The sequence below is a fragment of the Kitasatospora sp. NPDC056731 genome (genome assembly GCF_040687675.1).
Taxonomy (GTDB): Bacteria; Actinomycetota; Actinomycetes; order Streptomycetales; family Streptomycetaceae; genus Kitasatospora.
The window spans coordinates 376,234-394,152 of the sequence record NZ_JBFBNR010000001.1; the positions used below are offsets into that span (position 1 = coordinate 376,234).

A 17,919-nucleotide genomic window follows, 5' to 3' on the forward strand; every position below is an offset into this window, starting at 1 on the left:
GGACCGCCTGAGCAGGCGGTCTGCTCAGACGGCTTGAGCGAGCCGACGGACAGCGAGGGGCGCAGGAGCGGCGAGGCTCAGGCCACCCGCTCCAGCGTCCCGGTGTGCAGCTCGCCGACGCGGCCGCCCTCGCCCTCGTACGTCCAGAAGGCGCGCACCGTCAGCCGGCCGAGGTCCATCACGTGGCTGACGGTGATCCCGCTCTCCTCGGTCCAGCTGATGAAGTAGATCTCCGGCGCCACCTCGGCGACGTGCAGCCGTACGTCCTCCCACTGGCCCGCCGACTCGCCGAGGCCCTCCCAGCGCAGCCGCCTGCCGTCGGCCGAGTAGGTGTTGCGGAAGGCCGCTCCGTTGTCGGCCCGGAAGAGGTAGGTGCGGCCGGCGAAGGCGGGCAGGGGCGCGGTCATGGTGGGGCGGTACCTCGTTCCTGTGAGGCCGTGCACGGCGGTCTTGTGCACTGCGGAAGATGTCGGAGCTCCAATTTATCCGACCCGGTGAGCCGGGTGGGCGCACCCGTGGGCGGTGCGCCACGGCACCGGCTGCCACCGCGCAGGCCTGCGGGGTGTGCGACCGGCACCTGGGCGCCCGCCGACGGCCGGTCCTACCGTCCACCCCTATGAGACGCACCCCCACTCCCGTGCGGCACACCCCCGCCGGCATCAGACGCACCCCTGCCGCGCTGTCCGCCCTCCTGCTCACCCTCGCCGCGCTGCTCCTCGGCACCCCCACCCCCGCCGAGGCCGACGCCGCCCAGGCCGCCCCCGCCCGGACCGCCAGTGCCCAGACCGCCGTCCAGGCGGCCACCGCCCCGCTCACCCTCGAAGCCGCCTTCCCCGCCCCCGGCAACGGCTGGGCCAAGGTCGAGCGCTACCTCGACACCACCCCCGGCTTCCGCGCCGAGCAGTACCCGGCCGACGGCCGTGGCGACCAGGACGGCGCCCGCCGGACGTACTTCGGCGGCACCGGCCAGCCCTCCTCCAGCCGCTTCCTGCTGTACTCGGCGACGGGCTGGGACACCGGCAGCCGCCCGACTCCCGTGCTGCTGGTCCACGGCGCCAACGACAACGCCGACCGCGCCTGGGCGAACCCGGGGGAGAGCGGCACCTGCGGCGCCTCGGCCTGCCCGTCCACCGGCCTCGCCCAGTACCTCGCCGGCACCGGCCACCGGGTGTTCGCCATCGGTTTCGCCCACAAGCAGGGCGACAACCTGCTCCAGGCGCAGGCCGTCGGCGACGCCGTCGCGCTGATCCGGGCCCGCCTCGGCGTCCCCCAGGTGGACGTGGTGGCGTGGAGCAAGGGCGAGGTCGCCGCCCGGGCGTACGTGTCCTCGGTGCGCCCGTCCTGGGGGCGGGCCTACGCGGGCGACGTGCGCCGCCTGATCACCCTCGGCGGCCCGAACGGCGGGCTCGACTACGTGTACGCGCACGGCTGGTCGTTCGACCTCGCGAGCTGGCCGGCCTGCGGCGGCACCGCCAACGCGCCGTCCCCGCACCTGTACATGACCTGCTACGGCACGTACACCGCGCAGCCCTGCCTCGGCGTGCTGCCCACCGGCGGCTACGACTGCTACCCGGGCCAGCGCCAGCTGCTCGCCCGCTGGGACGGCCGGTACGGGGTGGACGGCACCGCCCAGGACTGGTGGACCACCTACTACGGCGGCCAGGGCTTCTACACCTCCGGCCAGGGCATCCAGGCGGCGATCGACGCCGGTTCGCTGATCGCGCCGCTGCAACAGGCGGGCGTCCCGGCGTCGGTGCGTACCTACCTGCTCGCGGGCGGGTCCGCCGACATCCCGGGCGTGCTCAACGAGAACCGGGGGCCCAGCGACGGCATCGTGTTCACCGCGAGCGCGCTGGACACCACCGGCATCGCGACGATCGGCGGCACCCGGCTGCTCACCGGCCTCAACCACCTGGAACTCGCCTGGGCACCGGAGGCCGAGAGCCAGGTCGACAACTGGCTCGCTTGACCCGTGGGCCCGTGGGCCCGTGGGCCGTGGACAACGGGGAGGTCGACTCCTTCGAATACCACCCCGACAACCCGAACCTGCTGGAGCCGACCAACCACGTCAGCCCCGGCAACCCCAGGTACTACACCGACGCGAGCGCCAAGGTGTTCTCGGACGGCAAGGGCGTCGGCGCCAACTGGTCGGCGTACCTGATCCTCAACCTGTCGGTCGGTGCGGGGAAATGCCACCCGGCGCCGCAGGGCACCGCCCCGATCACCTTCGCCGCCGACTACGTCCGCGTGTACCGGTAGGGCCGTCGGGTCTTTCGGGTCAGGAACCGGGAGCCGTCTCGACCACCGTGATGTCGAACGGCTGCCGGTTGTTCCCCTTGTCCGGGTCGTCCACGTCGCGCACCGCGACCGAGCCGCCGGTGAGCTTGCCGATCGGCAGGTCCGGGGACAGTCGCACCGGCACCAGCGCGGTCGCGCTGCGCAGCGGGGGCAGTCCGGCCGGGAAGACGCAGCGCACCTGCCGGCCGTTGAGCCGCACCTCGCAGTCCTCGGGGAAGTACGGGCCCTCGGGGGTGACCCCGGGTGGCAGTGTCACCAGCACGGTGAACGGTGCGGCGGTGGTGTCCGGGCCGCGGTTGGCGATGAAGGCGTGGATGGTGGTGGTGCCGCCGGGCGGGGCGGCGTCCGGGTCGAGCCGGACCACCTCCAGATCGGAGCGGGACGCCGCGGGGGCTGCCGTATCCACCGCCGGCCGGGGCTCGGGCCGCCGCAGCGCCCAGGACGGGCCGGCGGCCAGCGTCGCCACCGAACAGCCGGCCGCCACGGCCGCGACCAGCGAGGCCGCGCGGAATCCGCAGAGCCTGCTGGCCTGCCCGGACTCGGCCTGCCCGGGCCCGCCCTGGTTGGACCCGCCCCGCGCTGCCGAACGCCTGTACGTCATCGTCGTCCACCTTGTTCCTGTGCTCCGGCCGCCCGCGCCGTTGCGGGCCGCGTCCGCACCAGGGTGGCGGAGCCTGCGCCGGGGCCCGGTGCAACCCGCTCGGCGTCCGCTCGAACGAGGGAACGTGCGCATGGGAAGTCGGCGGGACCGACTTCCCATGCGTGAAACGGGTGCTGACGGCAGGTCAGGGGGCGAGGACCTGCCCCAGCCGGGTCGCGATGTGGTGCATCACCGGCACCAGCGAGGACGCGCCGGTCTGCTCCTCCAGGGCCCGGATGCGGGCCTCCGGGCCGGACACCGACAGGGCGGTGGGCGTCGGTGCGCCCGGTACGGCGAGCGCGATGCAGCGGACGCCGATCTCCTGCTCCTGGTCGTCGACCACGTAGCCGCGCTCGCGCGCCTCGGCGAGCTGGTGCAGCAGTTCCTGCGGATCGGTGACGGTGTACTCGGTGTGCGCGGGCAGCGGGTTGGGGCCCAGGATGGCGCGCGCCTCGTCCTCGGGGAGCTGGGCGAGCAGCGCCTTGCCGACGCCCGTGCAGTGCGGTTGCACCCGTCGGCCGACCTCGGTGAACATCCGCATCGAGCGCCGCGACTGCACCTGCCCGACGTACACCACCTCGCCGCCCTCCAGCACCGCCAGGTTGGCGGTCTCGCCGGTGGCCTCCATGAGTTCGGCCAGGTAGGGGCGGGCCCAGCTGCCGAGCAGCCGGCCGGCCGTCTCGCCGAGGCGGATCAGCCGCGGGCCGAGGGTGTAGCGACGCGCGGTGTCCTGGCGTACATAGCCCTGCTGGACGAGGGTACGAACCAGGCGGTGGATGGTCGGCATCGGCAGGCCGGAGCTGGCGGAGAGCTCGCTGAGGGTGGCCACGCCGCCGGAGTCGGCCAGCGCCTCCAGGAGTTGGAAGGCGCGCTCGACGGACTGCACACCGCCGGTCGCGCGGTCCGTGCTGGTCGTCGGTGCTGTGTCGGGGGTCGAAACCACCGGCGTTCCCTTCGCTGTCGGGGAGGAGTAGAGTCCCGGCGATCACATCAACAAACCGTTGAAATTCTGTATCGCGGAAACTAGTCTCCACCTTACAGAATCGAACTCGCCGACAGGCGGGTTCCGATCAAGGAAGTTCCCACCGGAGCTCCCTCCGCCAGGCTCAACCGCTTAGGAGTGTCCTGCCCATGGCTACAGAACAGGGACCCGTCGGCGCCTCCCCCGCTGCTCCGGTCGTCACTGTCGCCGGTCCGCGCGTTCACCGGGCGGAGGAGGTGCTCACTCCGGAGGCGGTCGCCTTCGTCGTCGGCCTCCATCGCGCTTTCGAAGGGCGCCGACAGGAGCTCCTGGCCGGGCGGAAGGCCCGCCGGGCGGAGATCGCCAGGGCCGGCACGCTGGACTTCCTCCCCGACACCGCCGACGTCCGGGCCGGCGACTGGAAGGTCGCCGAGGCGCCCCGCGCCCTCCAGGACCGCCGGGTCGAGATCACCGGCCCCACCGACCGCAAGATGGTCATCAACGCCCTCAACTCCGGCGCGCGGATCTGGCTCGCCGACTTCGAGGACGCCACCTCCCCGACCTGGGAGAACGTGGTCAGCGGCCAGATCAACCTGATCGACGCCTTCGAGGGCCGGATCGACTTCACCACCCCCGCCGGAAAGGCGTACGCCCTCAAGCCCGCCGCCGAACTCGCCACCGTCGTGGTCCGCCCGCGCGGCTGGCACCTGGACGAGAACCACCTGCTCGTCGACGGCACCCCGGTCGCCGGAGCCTTCCTCGACTTCGGCCTGTACTTCTTCCACAACGCCGCCCGGCTGCTCGCCAAGGGCGCCGAGGACCCCAACTCCGGCCCGTACTTCTACCTGCCGAAGACCGAGAGCCACCTCGAAGCCCGGCTCTGGAACGACGTGTTCACCCACGCCCAGGCCGCGCTCGGCATCCCGTACGGCACCGTCCGCGCCACCGTGCTGATCGAGACCATCACCGCCGCGTTCGAGATGGACGAGATCCTGTACGAGCTGCGCGACCACGCGGCCGGCCTCAACGCCGGGCGCTGGGACTACCTGTTCTCGATCGTCAAGAACTTCCGCGACGCCGGCGAGCAGTACATCCTGCCGGACCGCAACAGCGTCACCATGGCCTCGCCGTTCATGGCCGCCTACACCCGCCTGCTGGTGCAGACCTGCCACAAGCGCGGTGCCCACGCGATCGGCGGCATGGCCGCGTTCATCCCCAGCCGCAGGGACCCGGAGGTCAACGCCGCCGCCCTGGAGAAGGTCAAGGCGGACAAGGACCGCGAGGCCGGCAACGGCTTCGACGGCTCCTGGGTCGCCCACCCGGACCTGGTGCCGGTCGCCCGTGCCTCCTTCGACGCGGTGCTCGGCGAGCGCCCCCACCAGAAGGACGACCCCGGGCCCTCCGAGCCGGTCACCGCGACCCAGCTGCTCGACATCGCCGGCGCCGGCGGCACCTGCACCCGCGCGGGGCTGCACAACGCCGTCCAGGTCGGCATCCGCTACATCGAGGCCTGGCTGCGCGGCCTCGGCGCGGTCGGCATTTTCAACATGATGGAGGACGCCGCCACCGCCGAGATCTCCCGCTCGCAGATCTGGCAGTGGATCCACAACGGCGTCGTCCTGTCCGACACCGGCGAGAAGGCCACCGCGGACCTCGTCCGCGCCCTGGTCGCCGCGGAGTTGGCCGAACTCCTGGCCGAGCTGGGTGCGGATGCCTACGCCGGCGGCCGCTGGCGAGAGGCCGCCCAGCTCTTCGAACAGGTCGCCCTGGCCGAGGAGTTCGCGGACTTCCTGACCCTCCCCGCGCTTCCCCTGCTGGGCTGAGCCCCAATCTATCCGCCGGCGCCGCCGCTGCCGCCTGCCAGGCTGTAGCAGTCCCGCCGGCCCATTGCTCCGTTCCGTACGGCGACGATTCCAGCTGGCCTCTCGTCGCCGTGCGGAACGGCCTTTTCCCGGTACCCGGTAAGGAGTTCAACCGTGCCCCGCATCTTCTTCAACGGCCAGGCCATGGTCGGCGGACCGTTCCACGCCAAGGTCGCCGACTCGCTGATCGGCCCGGCCCGGACGGCCCCCGGCTACCGCTTCTTCTCGATCGACGACGTCTGTCCGGGCCTGCTCGCCGATCCGGCGGTCGACACGGCCATCGAGGGCGAGCTCTACGAGATCACCCTGGAGCACCTGCGCGACGTCGTCCTCCCCGGCGAGCCGCGGGAGTTGGAGCTCGGCGTCATCGAGCTCGACGACGGCTCCGCCTGCCTGTCGATGCTGCTCGCCCGGGGTGAGGTGGAGCGGGGGGTGCACCGCGAGATCACCCACCACGGCGGCTGGCGCGCCTACCTCGGCTCGCTCGGGCGCACCGCCTGAGACCGGGCGCGTAGCAGCGGACGCACCACAGCGGACGGATCACAGCAAGCGAATCACGGCGAACAGATTTCAGCGAACAGATAACAGATGACAACTTTCGTCATCTGTTATCTGTTCGCTGTTATCCGTCACTTGTCACCCACCCCCGGGCACGCCGCAGCCCCGGACCCTCGCCGTGGGTCCGGGGCTGCGGTCCGCGCGCCGGCCGGGAAGGCCGGGTCGCGGAGTCCGGGTCACGCACCGTCCCTGGGCGGCCCGGAGTTCAGGGGTGGAGGAGCAGCGGCGGGGCGTCAGAGCGGCCGGGCGGCGAGCTCCTTGGCGGCGCGGGCGCAGGCGCGGGCGATCCGGTCCTCGTTGACGGTGGTCAGCTGGCCCTTCTCGACGACGGCGTTGCCGTTGACGAACAGCACGGCCAGCGGCGGCAGGGCGCCGAAGGTGAGGGCGGCGACCGGGTCGGCGATGGAGGAGTGCAGGACGCCGTCGATCTTCCATAGCGCCAGGTCGGCGAGCTTGCCGACCTCGACCGAGCCGATCTCGTCCTGGCGGCCGAGCACCCGGGCGCCGCCCATGGTGCCCAGCCGCAGTGCCTGGCGGCCGGTGAGGGCGGTCGGGGAGCCGTGCAGACGGTTGATCAGCAGGGCGTTGCGCAGCTCGGTGCCGAGTTCGCCGGACTCGTTGGAGGCGGTGCCGTCGACACCGAGGCCGACCGGGACGCCGGCCCTGAGCATGTCGGGGACGCGGGCGATCCCGGCGGCCAGTCGGGCGTTGGAGGAGGGGCAGTGGGCCACGCCGGTGCCGGTCTCGGCGAACTTGGCGATGTCGGAGTCGTTCATGTGGACGCAGTGCGCCATCCAGACGTCCTCGCCGAGCCAGCCGACGGACTCGAAGTAGTCGGTCGGGCCCATGCCGAACAGTTCCTTGCAGAACTGTTCCTCCTCGGCGGTCTCCGAGCCGTGGGTGTGCAGCCGGACGCCCTTGCGGCGGGCGAGTTCGGCGGACTGACGGAGCAGGTCGGTGGAGACCGAGAACGGCGAGCAGGGCGCGATGGCAATGTGCAGCATCGAGCCGAAGGAGGAGTCGTGGTAGGTGTCCACGGCGGCCTCGGAGGCGGTGAGGATGTCGTCGAGCTCCTCGACCGCGTGGTCCGGCGGGAGGCCGCCGTCCTTCTTGCTGCGGTCCATGGAGCCGCGCAGCGCGGTGAACCGCAGGCCGAGCTCCTGGACGGCCTCGATGGAGGCGCCGAGGACGTCGCCGCCGTCCTTGGGGAAGACGTAGTGGTGGTCGGAGGCGGTGGTGCAGCCGGACTTGAGGAGGGCGGCGGCGGAGCCCTGGCTGGCGGCGTGGACGAGCTTCTCGTCGATCCGGGCCCAGGTCGGGTAGAGGGCGACGAGCCAGTCGAAGAGGATGTCGTCCTGGGCGAGGCCGCGGGTGATCCACTGGTAGAAGTGGTGGTGGGTGTTGACCAGGCCGGGGGTGATCAGGTGGCCCTCGCCGTTGATCCGGCGCACCACGTTGTCCAGCCACTGCGGGGCGGGTCCGTCGCCGACCGACTCGATCGTGTTGCCGAGGATGACCACGTGGCCGCGGGCGTACTCGGTGTCGTGGGCGTCGACGGTGGCGATCGCGACGTTCTCGATGACGATCCGCTGGTCGGCGGGTGGGGGCTGGACTGCCATGGTGTCACTCCTATGGGGGAGGGCCGGGAGGGGCGTGCGCCGCGCGGCGTGTACCCCTCCCGGGTCGGTCAGGACGGTGTCGCCGTCGGCACCGTCGCGCCGGAGGCCTGGCCGGTTCTGGTCCGGCGGGCGGCTCCGACGTGGTGGAAGAGCAGGTTGAGCAGGACGGCCATCACGCAGCCGGCCGAGATTCCGGAGTGCGTCAGGGTCCGGACGGCCTCCGGGAAGGAGTCGTAGAAGGTCGGGACCGCGATGGGGATGATGCCGACGCCGAGTGACACGGACACCAGGATGGTGTTCGAGCTGGATTCCATCCCGGCCTCCGCGAGGGTGCGGATGCCACTCGCCGCGACGGTGCCGAAGAGCACGATCCCGGCGCCGCCCAGGACGGGCTGCGGTACCAGGGAGACGAGCGATCCGAGCACCGGGAAGAGCCCGAGCAGGATCAGGATGCCGCCGCCGGCCGCGACCACGAAGCGGCTGCGGATCTTGGTCAGTGCCACCAGCCCGATGTTCTGGGCGAAGGCGCTGGCGGCGAAGCCGTTGAAGACGGGGCTGAGCGCGGTGGCCAGTCCGTCGGCCCGCAGGCCGGCGGCGAGCGTGGGTTCGTCGGCCTCGCGCTCGACGATCTTGCCCAGGGCGAGCATGTCGGCGGTGGACTCGGTCATGGCGACCACCATGACGATGCACATCGAGACGATCGCGGCGGCGTCGAAGACGGGCGCGCCGAAGTGGAACGGGGAGGGGAGCGCGAAGACCTTCGCGTCCTTGACCGCGCCGAAGTCGGCCAGGCCCAGCGGGAAGGCGATCAGGGTGCCGAGCGCCAGGCCGATGAGCAACGAGAGCTGCTGCCAGAAGCCGCGCAGCAGCCGGTTGCAGAGCACCACCGCGACGAGGGTGATCGCGGCGAGCCCGACGGCCCGCATGGAGCCGTATCCGGGGGCGCCCGGCGAGCCGCCGCGTGCCCAGTTGACCGCCACCGGAAGCAGGGACACCCCGATGAGGGTGATCACGGTGCCCTGGACGACCGGGGGGAAGAACCGGATGAGCTTGCAGAAGTACGGTGCCGCGAGGAAGCACAGGATCCCCGCGACGATCACCGCTCCGAAGATCACCGGGAGGGCGTCCTTCGGGCCCCCCGTTCTCTCGATGGAGCCCTTGGCTATGGCGATCATGGGCGCGACTCCCGCGAAGGAGACGCCGTTGACGAACGGCAGTCGCGCGCCGATCTTCCAGATGCCGAGGGTCTGGAGCAGGGTGGCCAGTCCGGCGGTGAACAGGCTGGCCGATATGAGCAGGGCGAGTTCGGCGGGGGAGAGCCCGACGCCGGCGCCGACGATGAGCGGGGGTGCGACGACTCCCGCGTACATCGCGGCGACGTGCTGGAGTCCGGTGGAGAAGAGCTTCACCGGGGGCAGCAACTCGTCCACGGGGTGGGTCCCGGGCCCGGACGGCTCACCGGGGAGGTGTGCCGACGTGCCGTCCGGGCCAGGGGTTCTTTCCGGGGTGGAACCGCCGTCTTTACTGCTGGTGTCGCTGGGTGCCATGTCGAGCCCCTCTTGTGCCCGTGACTCCCGGCGCGCCCGCGGCGCTGGAGCTGCCCCGAGGGCGGGACGGCGGTGCAGGAGTCCCTCGGGGTGCTTCTCCAGTGCCCCGGGCCGGCCGCCGCGAGGCAGACACGAACTCCGGTGGGTGGGGGTGGAGAAACTGGTGGAACGGGTGGCGCTGGTGGGGCTGGTGGTGCGGGTACTGCGGCCCGCCCGGACGCGGCCGGCGTTCGGGGGCCGGCGGGTGCGGCGATTCCGGGCGGTGTCCATGGGGGTGGGGCGGTCAGGCGACGGGGATGACCGGGACGACGCCCTCGCGGTGCACGGTGCCCTCGATGAGGCCGTACATCCGGTCGGCGGCGTAGTAGACCTCGTTGTCGTTCTTGAGGCCGAAGGGCTCCAGGTCGACGAGGAAGTGGTGCTTGTTGGGCAGCTCCAGGCGGACTTCGTCGACCTCGGCGCGGTTGTTGAGGACCCGGGTGCCCATCGAGTGCAGGGTCTGCTGCAGCGAGTAGGAGTAGGTCTCGGCGAAGGCCTCCAGCAGGTGCCGCCGCACGTGGGTGTAGGAGCGGTTCCAGTTGGGCTGGGCCTCGCCGTCCCGGCCGTCGTAGCCGTACTTCCAGCGAGCAGTGACCTGGGTGGCGAGGATGCGGTCGTACGCCTCTTGCAGGGTGGTGTACTTGTCCTTGATGTAGCCCCAGAACTCCGAGTTGGTGGAGTTCATGACGATGAGGTCCTTGAGGCCGGAGACGACCTGGACGGTCTCGCCGTCGTAGACGATCTCGGTGGTGCGGGTCTCCTGGCCGTTGCGGACGAACGAGTGGCCGACCTCCTCCGAGCCGATGAAGCGGGCCGAGTTGTCCGGCGTCTTGATCCGGTCCCAGGCGTACTCCTCGATCCGGATCCGGGCGCTGTGCACGACGCCGCGCTCGGTGTCGTCGACGAAGTGGCGGGCCAGGATGATGCCGAAGGCCTCGGCCGACTCGATCCCGTGCTCCTTGGCGAAGGCGTACACGGTGTTCTTGGTGGTGTCGGTGGGGAGGCAGTTGGCGTTCGACCCGGTGAGGTGGACGTCCTCGAACTCGCCCCGGAGGGAGACCGAGACGTTCAGGTCCTTGATCTCGTGCCGGGTGGAGTCGCGGTAGACCCGCACGATGCGGTTCTCCGCCTTGCCGTACTGGTTCTGACCGAGCACGTGGGCCATGACGTGGCTCCTAGAGCTTCCAGGTCGGTCTACTAGCTTCCGCGGTAGACCGAGTATCCGAACGGGTTGAGCAGCAGCGGCACGTGGTAGTGGTGCTGCGCGGGCGCGACCGTGAAGACGATCGAGACCTCGGGGAAGAACGGCGGCTCCGCGGACTTGAGCGCGTGGTAGGCGCGGGTGTCGAAGAGCAGCCGGACGACCGAGCCCGCCTCCACGGCCGGCAGGTCCTTGGCCCGGCCGTCGGAGTCCGTGGCGGAGGTGCCGAGCACCTGCCAGCCACCCTCGGTGTGCAGTGCGAGCTCGACCGGGACGCCCTCGGCCGGGCGGCCGAGGCTGGTGTCGAGCACGTGGGTGGAGATGCCAGTCATGGGTGAAGTGACCTTACTGATGGCAGAGGTGATCGTTCGTCAGCAAATTCTAACGATCCGTCAGGATCTGTCAGGGTTCGCCGGGGCCCGTCAGGATGCGTCGAGCAGGTGATTGAGCCGAATGTCGTTGATCTTGCGCAGTTCGCCTCGGACGATCTCCGCCTCGGTGGCGGCGTCGTTGGGGTGGCGCTCGCGCAGGGCGGCGAGCATGGTGGCCGCGGTGCGGCCGGTCGCGCAGATCAGGAACACGTGGCCGAACTTGGCCTCGTAGGCGGCGTTGGCCTCGTGCAGTTCGTCGAGGAGGGCTCGGTCCGCGCCCTGGATGCCGGCCTGCTCCCGCTGCGAGGTGGCGTCGTCGGTCTTGGGCTTGCCGATCCGGGCGTGGCCGGCCATCGCGTCGTGCAGGTCGGCGACCGTCAGTCCGGCCATGGCCGCCGCGTTGGCGGCGAGCAGGGACTCCCGGTCGGGCCAGGGCCTGGCCCGCGCGACGTCGGCGGCCCAGTGGGGGCTGGAGCAGACCTCCAGCAGAACGGCTTCCAGGTCCGCGGCGTCGGCCGCGGCCAGGGCGTCAAGGGTGTGGGGGTGGTTGGTCACGGGTGGACCTCCTGAAGAGTGGTGCCACCCGCACAAGCTAGATCCACCCCACCCGGCCGTCAACACTTTGTTGAACGGTTGGTGGTTACGTTTTGAACCGGCCGCCGTTGCCGGCGCGATTCGTGTGCGATTCGCCAAGTGCGCCCCGCCGGGGGCTGGTTCAGACTGGCCGCGCCGGCGGGGTCCGTCCGTTCGGAAGGTTTCCGTCAGGAGGAAGTCCTGGCGGAAGTGCTGGAGGAATCGACCGGGGGATCGGCCGGGGAATCGACCGGGGTCAGGAGGGCTTCGAGCCGTCCTGGCGGTTGAGGTAGTTGTACACCGTGAACCGGCTGACGCCGAGTGCCGAGGCGACCGTCTCGACCCCGTGGCGGACGGTGAAGGCGCCGCGTTCCTCCAGGAGGGCGACGACCCGCTGCTTCTCCCCGCGGTCCAGCTCGGCCAGCGGGCGGCCGTCGAACTGGCGGGCCATCTCGGCCAGCAGCCGGTCCAGGGCACTGCTCAGGTGCGGCAGCCGGACGGCGATCGCCGGGGCGCCCTCCCACTCCAGGACGACGTCCTCGGACTTCGCCTCGTCCAGTCGGACGGGCGTCGCGCCGACGGCGTCGAGCAGCGGCTTGATCGCCAGGGCGAGCGGGTGCTCCACGTGCTCGGTCACGGCGTACCGCCCTCCTCGCCGAGCACACTGACCTGGACCGAGATCCGGGTCGCGCCCGCGGTCAGGGTTTCCCGGAGCAGCTTGGTCACCGCGGCGAGCACCTGGTCGGCCTCGCCCTCGGCGCCGGTCCCGAAGGGGCCGACCGAGACGGCCAGGCCGGCCTCGTCGACGACCTGGCGGGCCGCCGCGGCGTGCTCGGGGAACGTGTCCAGTTCGAACGGTTCTGTCGTGAACTCCACCATCAATCGCACGTGCTCACTGTAGCGAGCGCCGGTGCGGGCGGGCAGGGGCCGGTCGATCCGACGGCCGCGGTACCGGCGGAAGGGGGTCTTCGGGTTCGCGTCCGGGCTTCTTCAACAAAATGTTGCGGCGGTCTTGACACCTGCTCGCCGAGCCGGAGATGCTTCCACCAAGCAGAATCCCTCTTCCGGATCGTGGAAGTTGCGGATCTCGGAAGAGAGTGAGAGGTGAGTGACGTGACGGCCGCTTCCCGGCACAGCTTCACGGTCAACCTGTCGATCCTGTTCGGCGAACTGCCGCTGCTGGAGCGTCCCGCCGCGGCCGCCGCCGCCGGTTTCACCGCCGCCGAGCTGTGGTGGCCCTTCGGCGCCGAGCCCACCCCGTCCGAAGCCGAGCTGGACACCCTCCGCAAGGCCTTCGGCGACGCGGGCGTGCGGCTCACCGGCCTCAACTTCCTGGACGACCTCACCCTCGGGGCCCGCGGTACCGTCTCGGTGCCCTCCGAGAAGGACCGCTTCCGGGCCAACGTCCTGGTCGCCGCGGGGCTTGCCGCCTCGCTCGGCGCCAAGGCGCTCAACGCGCTGTACGGCAACCGGATCGAAGGCGTCGAGGCCGCCGAGCAGGACGCCCTCGCGCTGGAGAACCTGGTGCTCGCCGCCGGGGCCGCGCACGAGATCGGTGCGATCCTGCTGATCGAGGCCCTCAACACGGCGGAGTCCCCGGACTACCCGCTGGTCTCCGCGGCCGCCGCGGTCGAGGTGGTCGACAAGGTCAACGCCGCCACCGGCCTGGGCAACGCGAAGTTCCTCTGCGACCTGTACCACCTGGCCAGGAACGGCGAGGACCTGCCGGCCGTCATCGACGCCTACGCCGACCGGTTCGGCCACGTGCAGATCGCCGACAACCCGGGCCGCAACGAGCCCGGCACCGGCGGGCTGGACTTCGAGGACCTCTTCGCCCGGCTCACCGCCGCCGGCTACACCGGCCCGATCGGCCTGGAGTACCGGCCCTCCACCGGCGTCAGCGCCGACAGCTTCGGGTGGCTGCCGCGCGAGCACCGCGCCGCCGAGTAGCCGCAAGTAGCCGCCGAGTAGTTGCCGAGCAGCCGCCGAGTAGGCGAGCACCGCCGCCGCGTGAGCGGGCACGGCACCGCTGCGTAGGCGGGCCATACGCCGCCGAGCAAGCCCGGCCCACCACCCTCCCCACCCCACGAACGACGTAAGGAACGACGCGATGAGCCGCAAGATCGCCTTCATCGGCCTCGGCATCATGGGCAGCCCGATGGCCGCCAACCTGGTCAAGGCCGGCCACCACGTCACCGGCTACAACCTCACCCAGCCGCAGATCGACGCCCTGGTCGCGGCCGGCGGCCACGGCGCCACCAGCATCGCGGACGCGGTGAAGGACGCCGAGGTCGTCATCACCATGGTTCCGGCGGACCCGCACGTCGAGCAGGCCGTCCTGGGCGAGGGCGGCGTGCTGGAGAACGCCAGGCCCGGCACCCTCGTGATCGACATGTCCTCGATCACCCCGCAGACCTCCCAGAAGGTCGAGGCGGCCGCCAAGGAGAAGGGCGTGCGCACCCTGGACGCCCCGGTCTCCGGTGGCGAGGCCGGTGCCGTCGAGGCGGTGCTGTCGATCATGGTCGGCGGTGCCGCCGAGGACTTCGCCGAGGCCAAGCCGTTGTTCGACGTCCTGGGCACCACGGTCATCCACGTCGGGCCGTCCGGCGCCGGCCAGACCGTCAAGGCCGCCAACCAGCTGATCGTCGCCGTCAACATCCAGGTGCTCGCCGAGGCCGTGGTGTTCCTGGAGAACGCCGGCGTCGACCTGCCCGCCGCGCTGGACGTGCTCGGCGGCGGCCTGGCCGGTTCGACCGTGCTGAACCGCAAGAAGGCGAACATGGTCGGCCGCGAGTTCGCCCCCGGCTTCCGGATCGACCTGCACCACAAGGACATGGGCATCGTCACCGACGCCGCCCGCGCCGTGGGCGCCGCGCTGCCGGTCGGCGCCGTGGTGGCCCAGCTGGTCGCCTCCGCCCGCGCCAACGGCGACGGCTCGCTCGACCACTCGGCGCTGCTGCGCGGCGTCGAGCGCCTCTCGGGCCGCGAGGTCAAGTAGGCCCCGGGGCTCCTCGGGCCCCCGTGAACTCCTCCTGGTGGCGTGTACCTCATCCGGTCGTGCCCGCGCCACCAGGAGGCCAGACCCGACCGGCGGCCGGGACCGGGGCTCATCCGCCCGCCCGCCGGTCGATCCAGCCGGTGATGCGTACCTCCCCTGTCGGGGGCACTTCGGTCGTGCCGGTACGCCTCGCCTGGCCCCCTCCCCGCCGAGGGGAGCCTCTCGTACGTCGGAAGCGGGACGAGGGGAACGGCGGGGAGGGGGTCGCACCTCCCGACGGGAGTCGCACCCTCCCGGCGGGAGGCGTATCTCCTGACCGGGGGCGTATCTCCCGAGCGGGGACGTTTCTCCTGACGGGGGGTCGCACCCCAGGTGCACCCGGGCCCATGCTTGGCACAGGCTGTCGAAACATCGCCAGACCCCGTACGGAAGTGAGGACCGCACCATGCCCGTCACCCCCCACCAGGGCCATGTGGTCGTAGCTCCCGACAAGTTCAAGGGCACCCTGGAGGGCGCCGAGGTCGCCGCCCGGATCGCCGCCGGCGTCCGGCGCGCCGCGCCCGGCGTCGAGGTGCGCGAACTGCCCGTCGCCGACGGCGGCGAGGGCACCCTGGCCGCCGCGCTCGCGGCCGGATTCACCCGCGTCCCGGCCAAGGTGGCCGGCCCGACCGGCCTGCCGGTGGACGCCGCGCTGGCCGTGCGGGAGGACACCGCCGTGGTCGAGCTGGCGCAGTCCTCCGGTCTCGCCCGGCTCCCCGGCGGCCGCACCGCCCCGCTCGCGGCCGGCTCCTACGGCGTCGGCCAGCTGATCGGCCGGGCCGTGGCGCTCGGCGCCAAGCGGATCGTGCTCGGCCTCGGCGGCAGCGCCTGCACCGACGGCGGCGCGGGCATGGTCCAGGCCCTCGGGGCCCGCCTGCTCGACGCCGATGGCGCCGAACTGCCCCCCGGCGGAGCCGCGTTGCGCAGGCTCGACCGGATCGAGCCCGGCCCGCTGGCCGACGTGCTGGCCGGCGTCGAGATCGTCGTGGCCTGCGACGTGGACAACCCGCTGCTCGGCCCGCGCGGCGCCACCGCCGTCTACGGCCCGCAGAAGGGCGCCGACGGCGACGACCTGGTGATCCTGGAGGAGGGCCTGACCCGCTTCGCCGACCAGGTCGCCCTGGCCACCGGACGGGACGTGCGCGACGCCCCCGGCGCCGGGGCCGCCGGCGGGGTGGGCTTCGCCGCCCTCGCGCTGCTCGGCGCCACCATGCGACCCGGTATCGAGCTGCTGCTCGAACTGCTGGGTTTCGACGAGGCCGTGCGTGGGGCACGCCTCGTCGTGACCGGCGAGGGCTGTCTGGACGCGCAGACGCTCCACGGCAAGGCCCCCGCCGGCGTTGCCGCGGCGGCCGCCCGGGCGGGGGTTCGGGTAGCTGCCGTGGCGGGGCGGCTGGAGCTGTCCGAGCCCGAGTGGCGGGCCGCCGGGTTCACCGCCGCGATCGCCCTCACCGACCTCGCCGAGCGGCCGGGGGACAGCATGACCAAGGCCGGTGAGCTGGCCGAGGTCGCGGGGGAGCGGCTGGCGGGCGAGCTGCTGTCCGGCTGACCCCCCGGGCCGATCCGCCGTACCCGGTCCCGCATGCCGATCCGCCGTACCCGGTCCCGGTCCCGCATGCCGATCGGTCGGGCGGGTCCCTCATGCCGATGCGGCGTGCGGATCCCCCGTGCGTTTCCCTCGTACGTTCCTCCATTGACGTTTTGTTGAAGGCGGGCCTAGGCTCCCGGCAATCCTTCGCTTCCCCTTCCGGTTCCCGCCCGGTTCCTGCCCGGCGCCCACCCCCAACTTCCAGGTTTCGGAGGTCTCCCATGCCTTTCAGCCAGCCAGCGGTGATCCGCTCCCGACGGGTGGTCCTGCCCGACGGTGAGCGCCCCGCCGACGTGCTGATCCGGGACGGGAAGATCGAGCAGGTCGCCGCGTACGGCTCGCTCCTCGCGGGCGACCGACCCGACGGCGACGGCGGCCTCGCCGACCTCGGCGACACCGCCCTGCTGCCCGGCCTGGTCGACACCCACGTGCACGTCAACGAGCCCGGCCGCACCGAGTGGGAGGGCTTCGCCACCGCCACCCGGGCCGCCGCGGCCGGCGGCGTCACCACGATCATCGACATGCCGCTCAACTCCGTCCCGCCCACCACCACGCTGGACGGCCTGGCCGCCAAGCGGAAGGCCGCGGACGGCCAGGCCTGGGTCGACCTCGGTTTCTGGGGCGGCGCCGTCCCCGGCAACGTCCCGGACCTCGCGCCGCTGCACGAGGCCGGCGTGTTCGGCTTCAAGAGCTTCCTCGCCCCCTCCGGCGTCGACGAGTTCCCGCACGTCGAGGCCGCGGACCTGGAGGCCGCGCTGGCCGAGCAGGCCCGGCTCGGGGCGCTGGCGATCATCCACGCCGAGGACCCGGCCGTGCTGGCCGCCGCCCCGCAGCAACCCGGCGTCCACTACCGCGACTTCCTCGCCTCCCGCCCCGCCGACGCGGAGACCGCCGCCGTCGCCGTCCTGCTCGACACCGCCCGGCGCACCGGCGCCCGCGTCCACATCCTGCACGTCTCCTCCGCCGCCGTGCTGCCGCTGCTGCGCCAGGCCCGCGAGGACGGCGTCCAGGTCACCGCCGAGACCTGCCCGCACTACCTGACCCTGGCGGCCGAGCAGGTGCCGGACGGCGACACCGCCTTCAAGTGCTGCCCGCCGATCCGCGACGAGACCAACCGCGACCTGCTCTGGCAGGCCCTGGCGGACGGCGAGTTCATCGCCGTCGTCTCCGACCACTCGCCCTCCACCCCCGACCTCAAGCTGCTGCCCGAGTACGGCGGCAGCGGTGACTTCGCGGCCGCCTGGGGCGGTATCGCCTCCCTGCAACTGGGCCTGCCGGCGATCTGGACCGAGGCCCGCCGCCGCGGCCACGGCCTCGCCGACGTGGTCCGCTGGATGTCCGCCGGCCCGGCCGAACTCGCCGGCCTCACCGGGGTCAAGGGCGCCATCGCGGCGGGCTGCGACGCCGACCTGGTCGCCTTCGACCCCGACGGCGAATTCGCCGTCCACCCCCGCGAGTTGCACCACCGCAACCCCGTGACCCCGTACGCGGGCCGGACGCTGACCGGCGCGGTCCGCACCACCTGGCTGCGCGGCCGCGCGGTGGACGTCTCGGCCGAGCCCTTCGGCCGCCCGCTCACCCGGCCCGCCGCCGCCCCCACCACCCCGTCCGATCGCCCGTCCTGA

18 protein-coding genes are annotated in these 17,919 nt (G+C 72.3%); 8 read left to right on the forward strand and 10 right to left on the reverse strand.

All coding sequences use genetic code 11. The features are described from left to right. Positions 1-77 precede the first annotated feature (77 nt). A complete protein-coding gene (locus tag AB0R04_RS01635; protein WP_063349998.1) occupies positions 78-407 on the reverse strand; it encodes a MoaF N-terminal domain-containing protein in 330 nt (109 codons plus the stop codon). 209 nt (positions 408-616) lie between these two features. Here AB0R04_RS01635 and AB0R04_RS01640 point away from each other — a divergent pair, with 209 nt between their 5' ends. Together AB0R04_RS01640 and AB0R04_RS01645 are read left to right on the forward strand one after the other, a co-directional pair. Then, complete coding sequence (locus tag AB0R04_RS01640; protein ID WP_363367126.1) at positions 617-1,969, forward strand: lipase; 1,353 nt, start codon at positions 617-619, stop codon at positions 1,967-1,969. Then, positions 1,966-2,259 carry a hypothetical protein gene (locus tag AB0R04_RS01645; RefSeq protein ID WP_363367127.1) on the forward strand — a complete coding sequence of 98 codons (294 nt, stop codon included), beginning with the start codon at positions 1,966-1,968 and terminating at the stop codon, positions 2,257-2,259. Before AB0R04_RS01640 ends, AB0R04_RS01645 begins: the two co-directional genes overlap by 4 nt. Positions 2,260-2,278: 19 nt before the next feature. Here AB0R04_RS01645 and AB0R04_RS01650 read toward each other — a convergent pair whose 3' ends face one another. Beyond that, a complete protein-coding gene (locus tag AB0R04_RS01650; RefSeq protein ID WP_363367129.1) occupies positions 2,279-2,899 on the reverse strand; it encodes a hypothetical protein in 621 nt (206 codons plus the stop codon). 184 nt (positions 2,900-3,083) lie between these two features. Further along, on the reverse strand, positions 3,084-3,881 hold the full coding sequence (locus AB0R04_RS01655) for an IclR family transcriptional regulator (RefSeq protein ID WP_079136010.1): 798 nt from the start codon (positions 3,879-3,881) through the stop codon (positions 3,084-3,086). Between the two features lie 188 nt (positions 3,882-4,069). Between AB0R04_RS01655 and aceB the strand changes: the two genes are divergently transcribed. Together aceB and AB0R04_RS01665 are read left to right on the forward strand one after the other, a co-directional pair. Further along, positions 4,070-5,722 carry a malate synthase A gene (gene aceB, locus AB0R04_RS01660; RefSeq protein WP_363367131.1) on the forward strand — a complete coding sequence of 551 codons (1,653 nt, stop codon included), beginning with the start codon at positions 4,070-4,072 and terminating at the stop codon, positions 5,720-5,722. 153 nt (positions 5,723-5,875) lie between these two features. Continuing rightward, the gene (locus AB0R04_RS01665) at positions 5,876-6,262 is read left to right on the forward strand and encodes a gamma-glutamylcyclotransferase (RefSeq protein ID WP_363367133.1); all 387 of its coding nucleotides are present in this window, start codon (positions 5,876-5,878) and stop codon (positions 6,260-6,262) included. A 290-nt stretch (positions 6,263-6,552) separates the two neighbouring features. On the opposite strand, the gene AB0R04_RS01670 is transcribed toward AB0R04_RS01665, so the two are convergent. The 7 genes from AB0R04_RS01670 to AB0R04_RS01700 form a co-directional block, all read right to left on the reverse strand. After that, positions 6,553-7,938, reverse strand: a complete 1,386-nt coding sequence (locus tag AB0R04_RS01670; RefSeq protein ID WP_363367135.1) for an 8-oxoguanine deaminase — start codon at positions 7,936-7,938, stop codon at positions 6,553-6,555. Between the two features lie 68 nt (positions 7,939-8,006). Continuing rightward, complete coding sequence (locus AB0R04_RS01675) at positions 8,007-9,485, reverse strand: nucleobase:cation symporter-2 family protein (RefSeq protein WP_363367137.1); 1,479 nt, start codon at positions 9,483-9,485, stop codon at positions 8,007-8,009. A gap of 283 nt (positions 9,486-9,768) precedes the next feature. Beyond that, the gene (pucL, locus tag AB0R04_RS01680; protein ID WP_363367139.1) at positions 9,769-10,689 is read right to left on the reverse strand and encodes a factor-independent urate hydroxylase; all 921 of its coding nucleotides are present in this window, start codon (positions 10,687-10,689) and stop codon (positions 9,769-9,771) included. A gap of 32 nt (positions 10,690-10,721) precedes the next feature. Beyond that, the gene (gene uraH, locus AB0R04_RS01685; protein ID WP_063350005.1) at positions 10,722-11,057 is read right to left on the reverse strand and encodes a hydroxyisourate hydrolase; all 336 of its coding nucleotides are present in this window, start codon (positions 11,055-11,057) and stop codon (positions 10,722-10,724) included. A 90-nt stretch (positions 11,058-11,147) separates the two neighbouring features. Beyond that, a complete protein-coding gene (gene uraD, locus AB0R04_RS01690) occupies positions 11,148-11,651 on the reverse strand; it encodes a 2-oxo-4-hydroxy-4-carboxy-5-ureidoimidazoline decarboxylase (protein ID WP_363367141.1) in 504 nt (167 codons plus the stop codon). A 274-nt stretch (positions 11,652-11,925) separates the two neighbouring features. Then, positions 11,926-12,306 (reverse strand): helix-turn-helix domain-containing protein, encoded by a 381-nt coding sequence (locus AB0R04_RS01695; protein ID WP_363367143.1) that lies wholly within the window; start codon positions 12,304-12,306, stop codon positions 11,926-11,928. Further along, on the reverse strand, positions 12,303-12,548 hold the full coding sequence (locus AB0R04_RS01700; RefSeq protein WP_079136014.1) for a thiamine-binding protein: 246 nt from the start codon (positions 12,546-12,548) through the stop codon (positions 12,303-12,305). The genes AB0R04_RS01695 and AB0R04_RS01700 overlap by 4 nt, the downstream gene beginning before the upstream one ends. Positions 12,549-12,782: 234 nt before the next feature. Here AB0R04_RS01700 and AB0R04_RS01705 point away from each other — a divergent pair, with 234 nt between their 5' ends. The 4 genes from AB0R04_RS01705 (at position 12,783) to allB (ending at position 17,919) form a co-directional block, all read left to right on the forward strand. Further along, a complete protein-coding gene (locus AB0R04_RS01705; protein ID WP_363367145.1) occupies positions 12,783-13,619 on the forward strand; it encodes a TIM barrel protein in 837 nt (278 codons plus the stop codon). Positions 13,620-13,779: 160 nt separating this feature from the next. Continuing rightward, the gene (locus AB0R04_RS01710; protein ID WP_363367147.1) at positions 13,780-14,667 is read left to right on the forward strand and encodes a 2-hydroxy-3-oxopropionate reductase; all 888 of its coding nucleotides are present in this window, start codon (positions 13,780-13,782) and stop codon (positions 14,665-14,667) included. 445 nt (positions 14,668-15,112) lie between these two features. Further along, positions 15,113-16,255: a glycerate kinase gene (locus tag AB0R04_RS01715; protein WP_363367149.1), complete on the forward strand. Its 1,143-nt coding sequence runs from the start codon at positions 15,113-15,115 to the stop codon at positions 16,253-16,255. A 260-nt stretch (positions 16,256-16,515) separates the two neighbouring features. Next, a complete protein-coding gene (gene allB / locus AB0R04_RS01720) occupies positions 16,516-17,919 on the forward strand; it encodes an allantoinase AllB (protein WP_063350011.1) in 1,404 nt (467 codons plus the stop codon).

Bases quoted from the DNA above. Each gene is read 5' to 3' on its own strand.
- AB0R04_RS01635 (WP_063349998.1), bottom strand. From the start codon at position 407: ATGACCGCGCCCCTGCCCGCCTTCGCCGGCCGCACCTACCTCTTCCGG.
- AB0R04_RS01640 (WP_363367126.1), top strand. From the start codon at position 617: ATGAGACGCACCCCCACTCCCGTGCGGCACACCCCCGCCGGCATCAGA.
- AB0R04_RS01650 (WP_363367129.1), bottom strand. From the start codon at position 2,899: ATGACGTACAGGCGTTCGGCAGCGCGGGGCGGGTCCAACCAGGGCGGG.
- aceB (WP_363367131.1), top strand. From the start codon at position 4,070: ATGGCTACAGAACAGGGACCCGTCGGCGCCTCCCCCGCTGCTCCGGTC.
- AB0R04_RS01670 (WP_363367135.1), bottom strand. From the start codon at position 7,938: ATGGCAGTCCAGCCCCCACCCGCCGACCAGCGGATCGTCATCGAGAAC.
- AB0R04_RS01675 (WP_363367137.1), bottom strand. From the start codon at position 9,485: ATGGCACCCAGCGACACCAGCAGTAAAGACGGCGGTTCCACCCCGGAA.
- pucL (WP_363367139.1), bottom strand. From the start codon at position 10,689: ATGGCCCACGTGCTCGGTCAGAACCAGTACGGCAAGGCGGAGAACCGC.
- uraH (WP_063350005.1), bottom strand. From the start codon at position 11,057: ATGACTGGCATCTCCACCCACGTGCTCGACACCAGCCTCGGCCGCCCG.
- AB0R04_RS01700 (WP_079136014.1), bottom strand. From the start codon at position 12,548: ATGGTGGAGTTCACGACAGAACCGTTCGAACTGGACACGTTCCCCGAG.
- AB0R04_RS01710 (WP_363367147.1), top strand. From the start codon at position 13,780: ATGAGCCGCAAGATCGCCTTCATCGGCCTCGGCATCATGGGCAGCCCG.
- AB0R04_RS01715 (WP_363367149.1), top strand. From the start codon at position 15,113: ATGCCCGTCACCCCCCACCAGGGCCATGTGGTCGTAGCTCCCGACAAG.
- allB (WP_063350011.1), top strand. From the start codon at position 16,516: ATGCCTTTCAGCCAGCCAGCGGTGATCCGCTCCCGACGGGTGGTCCTG.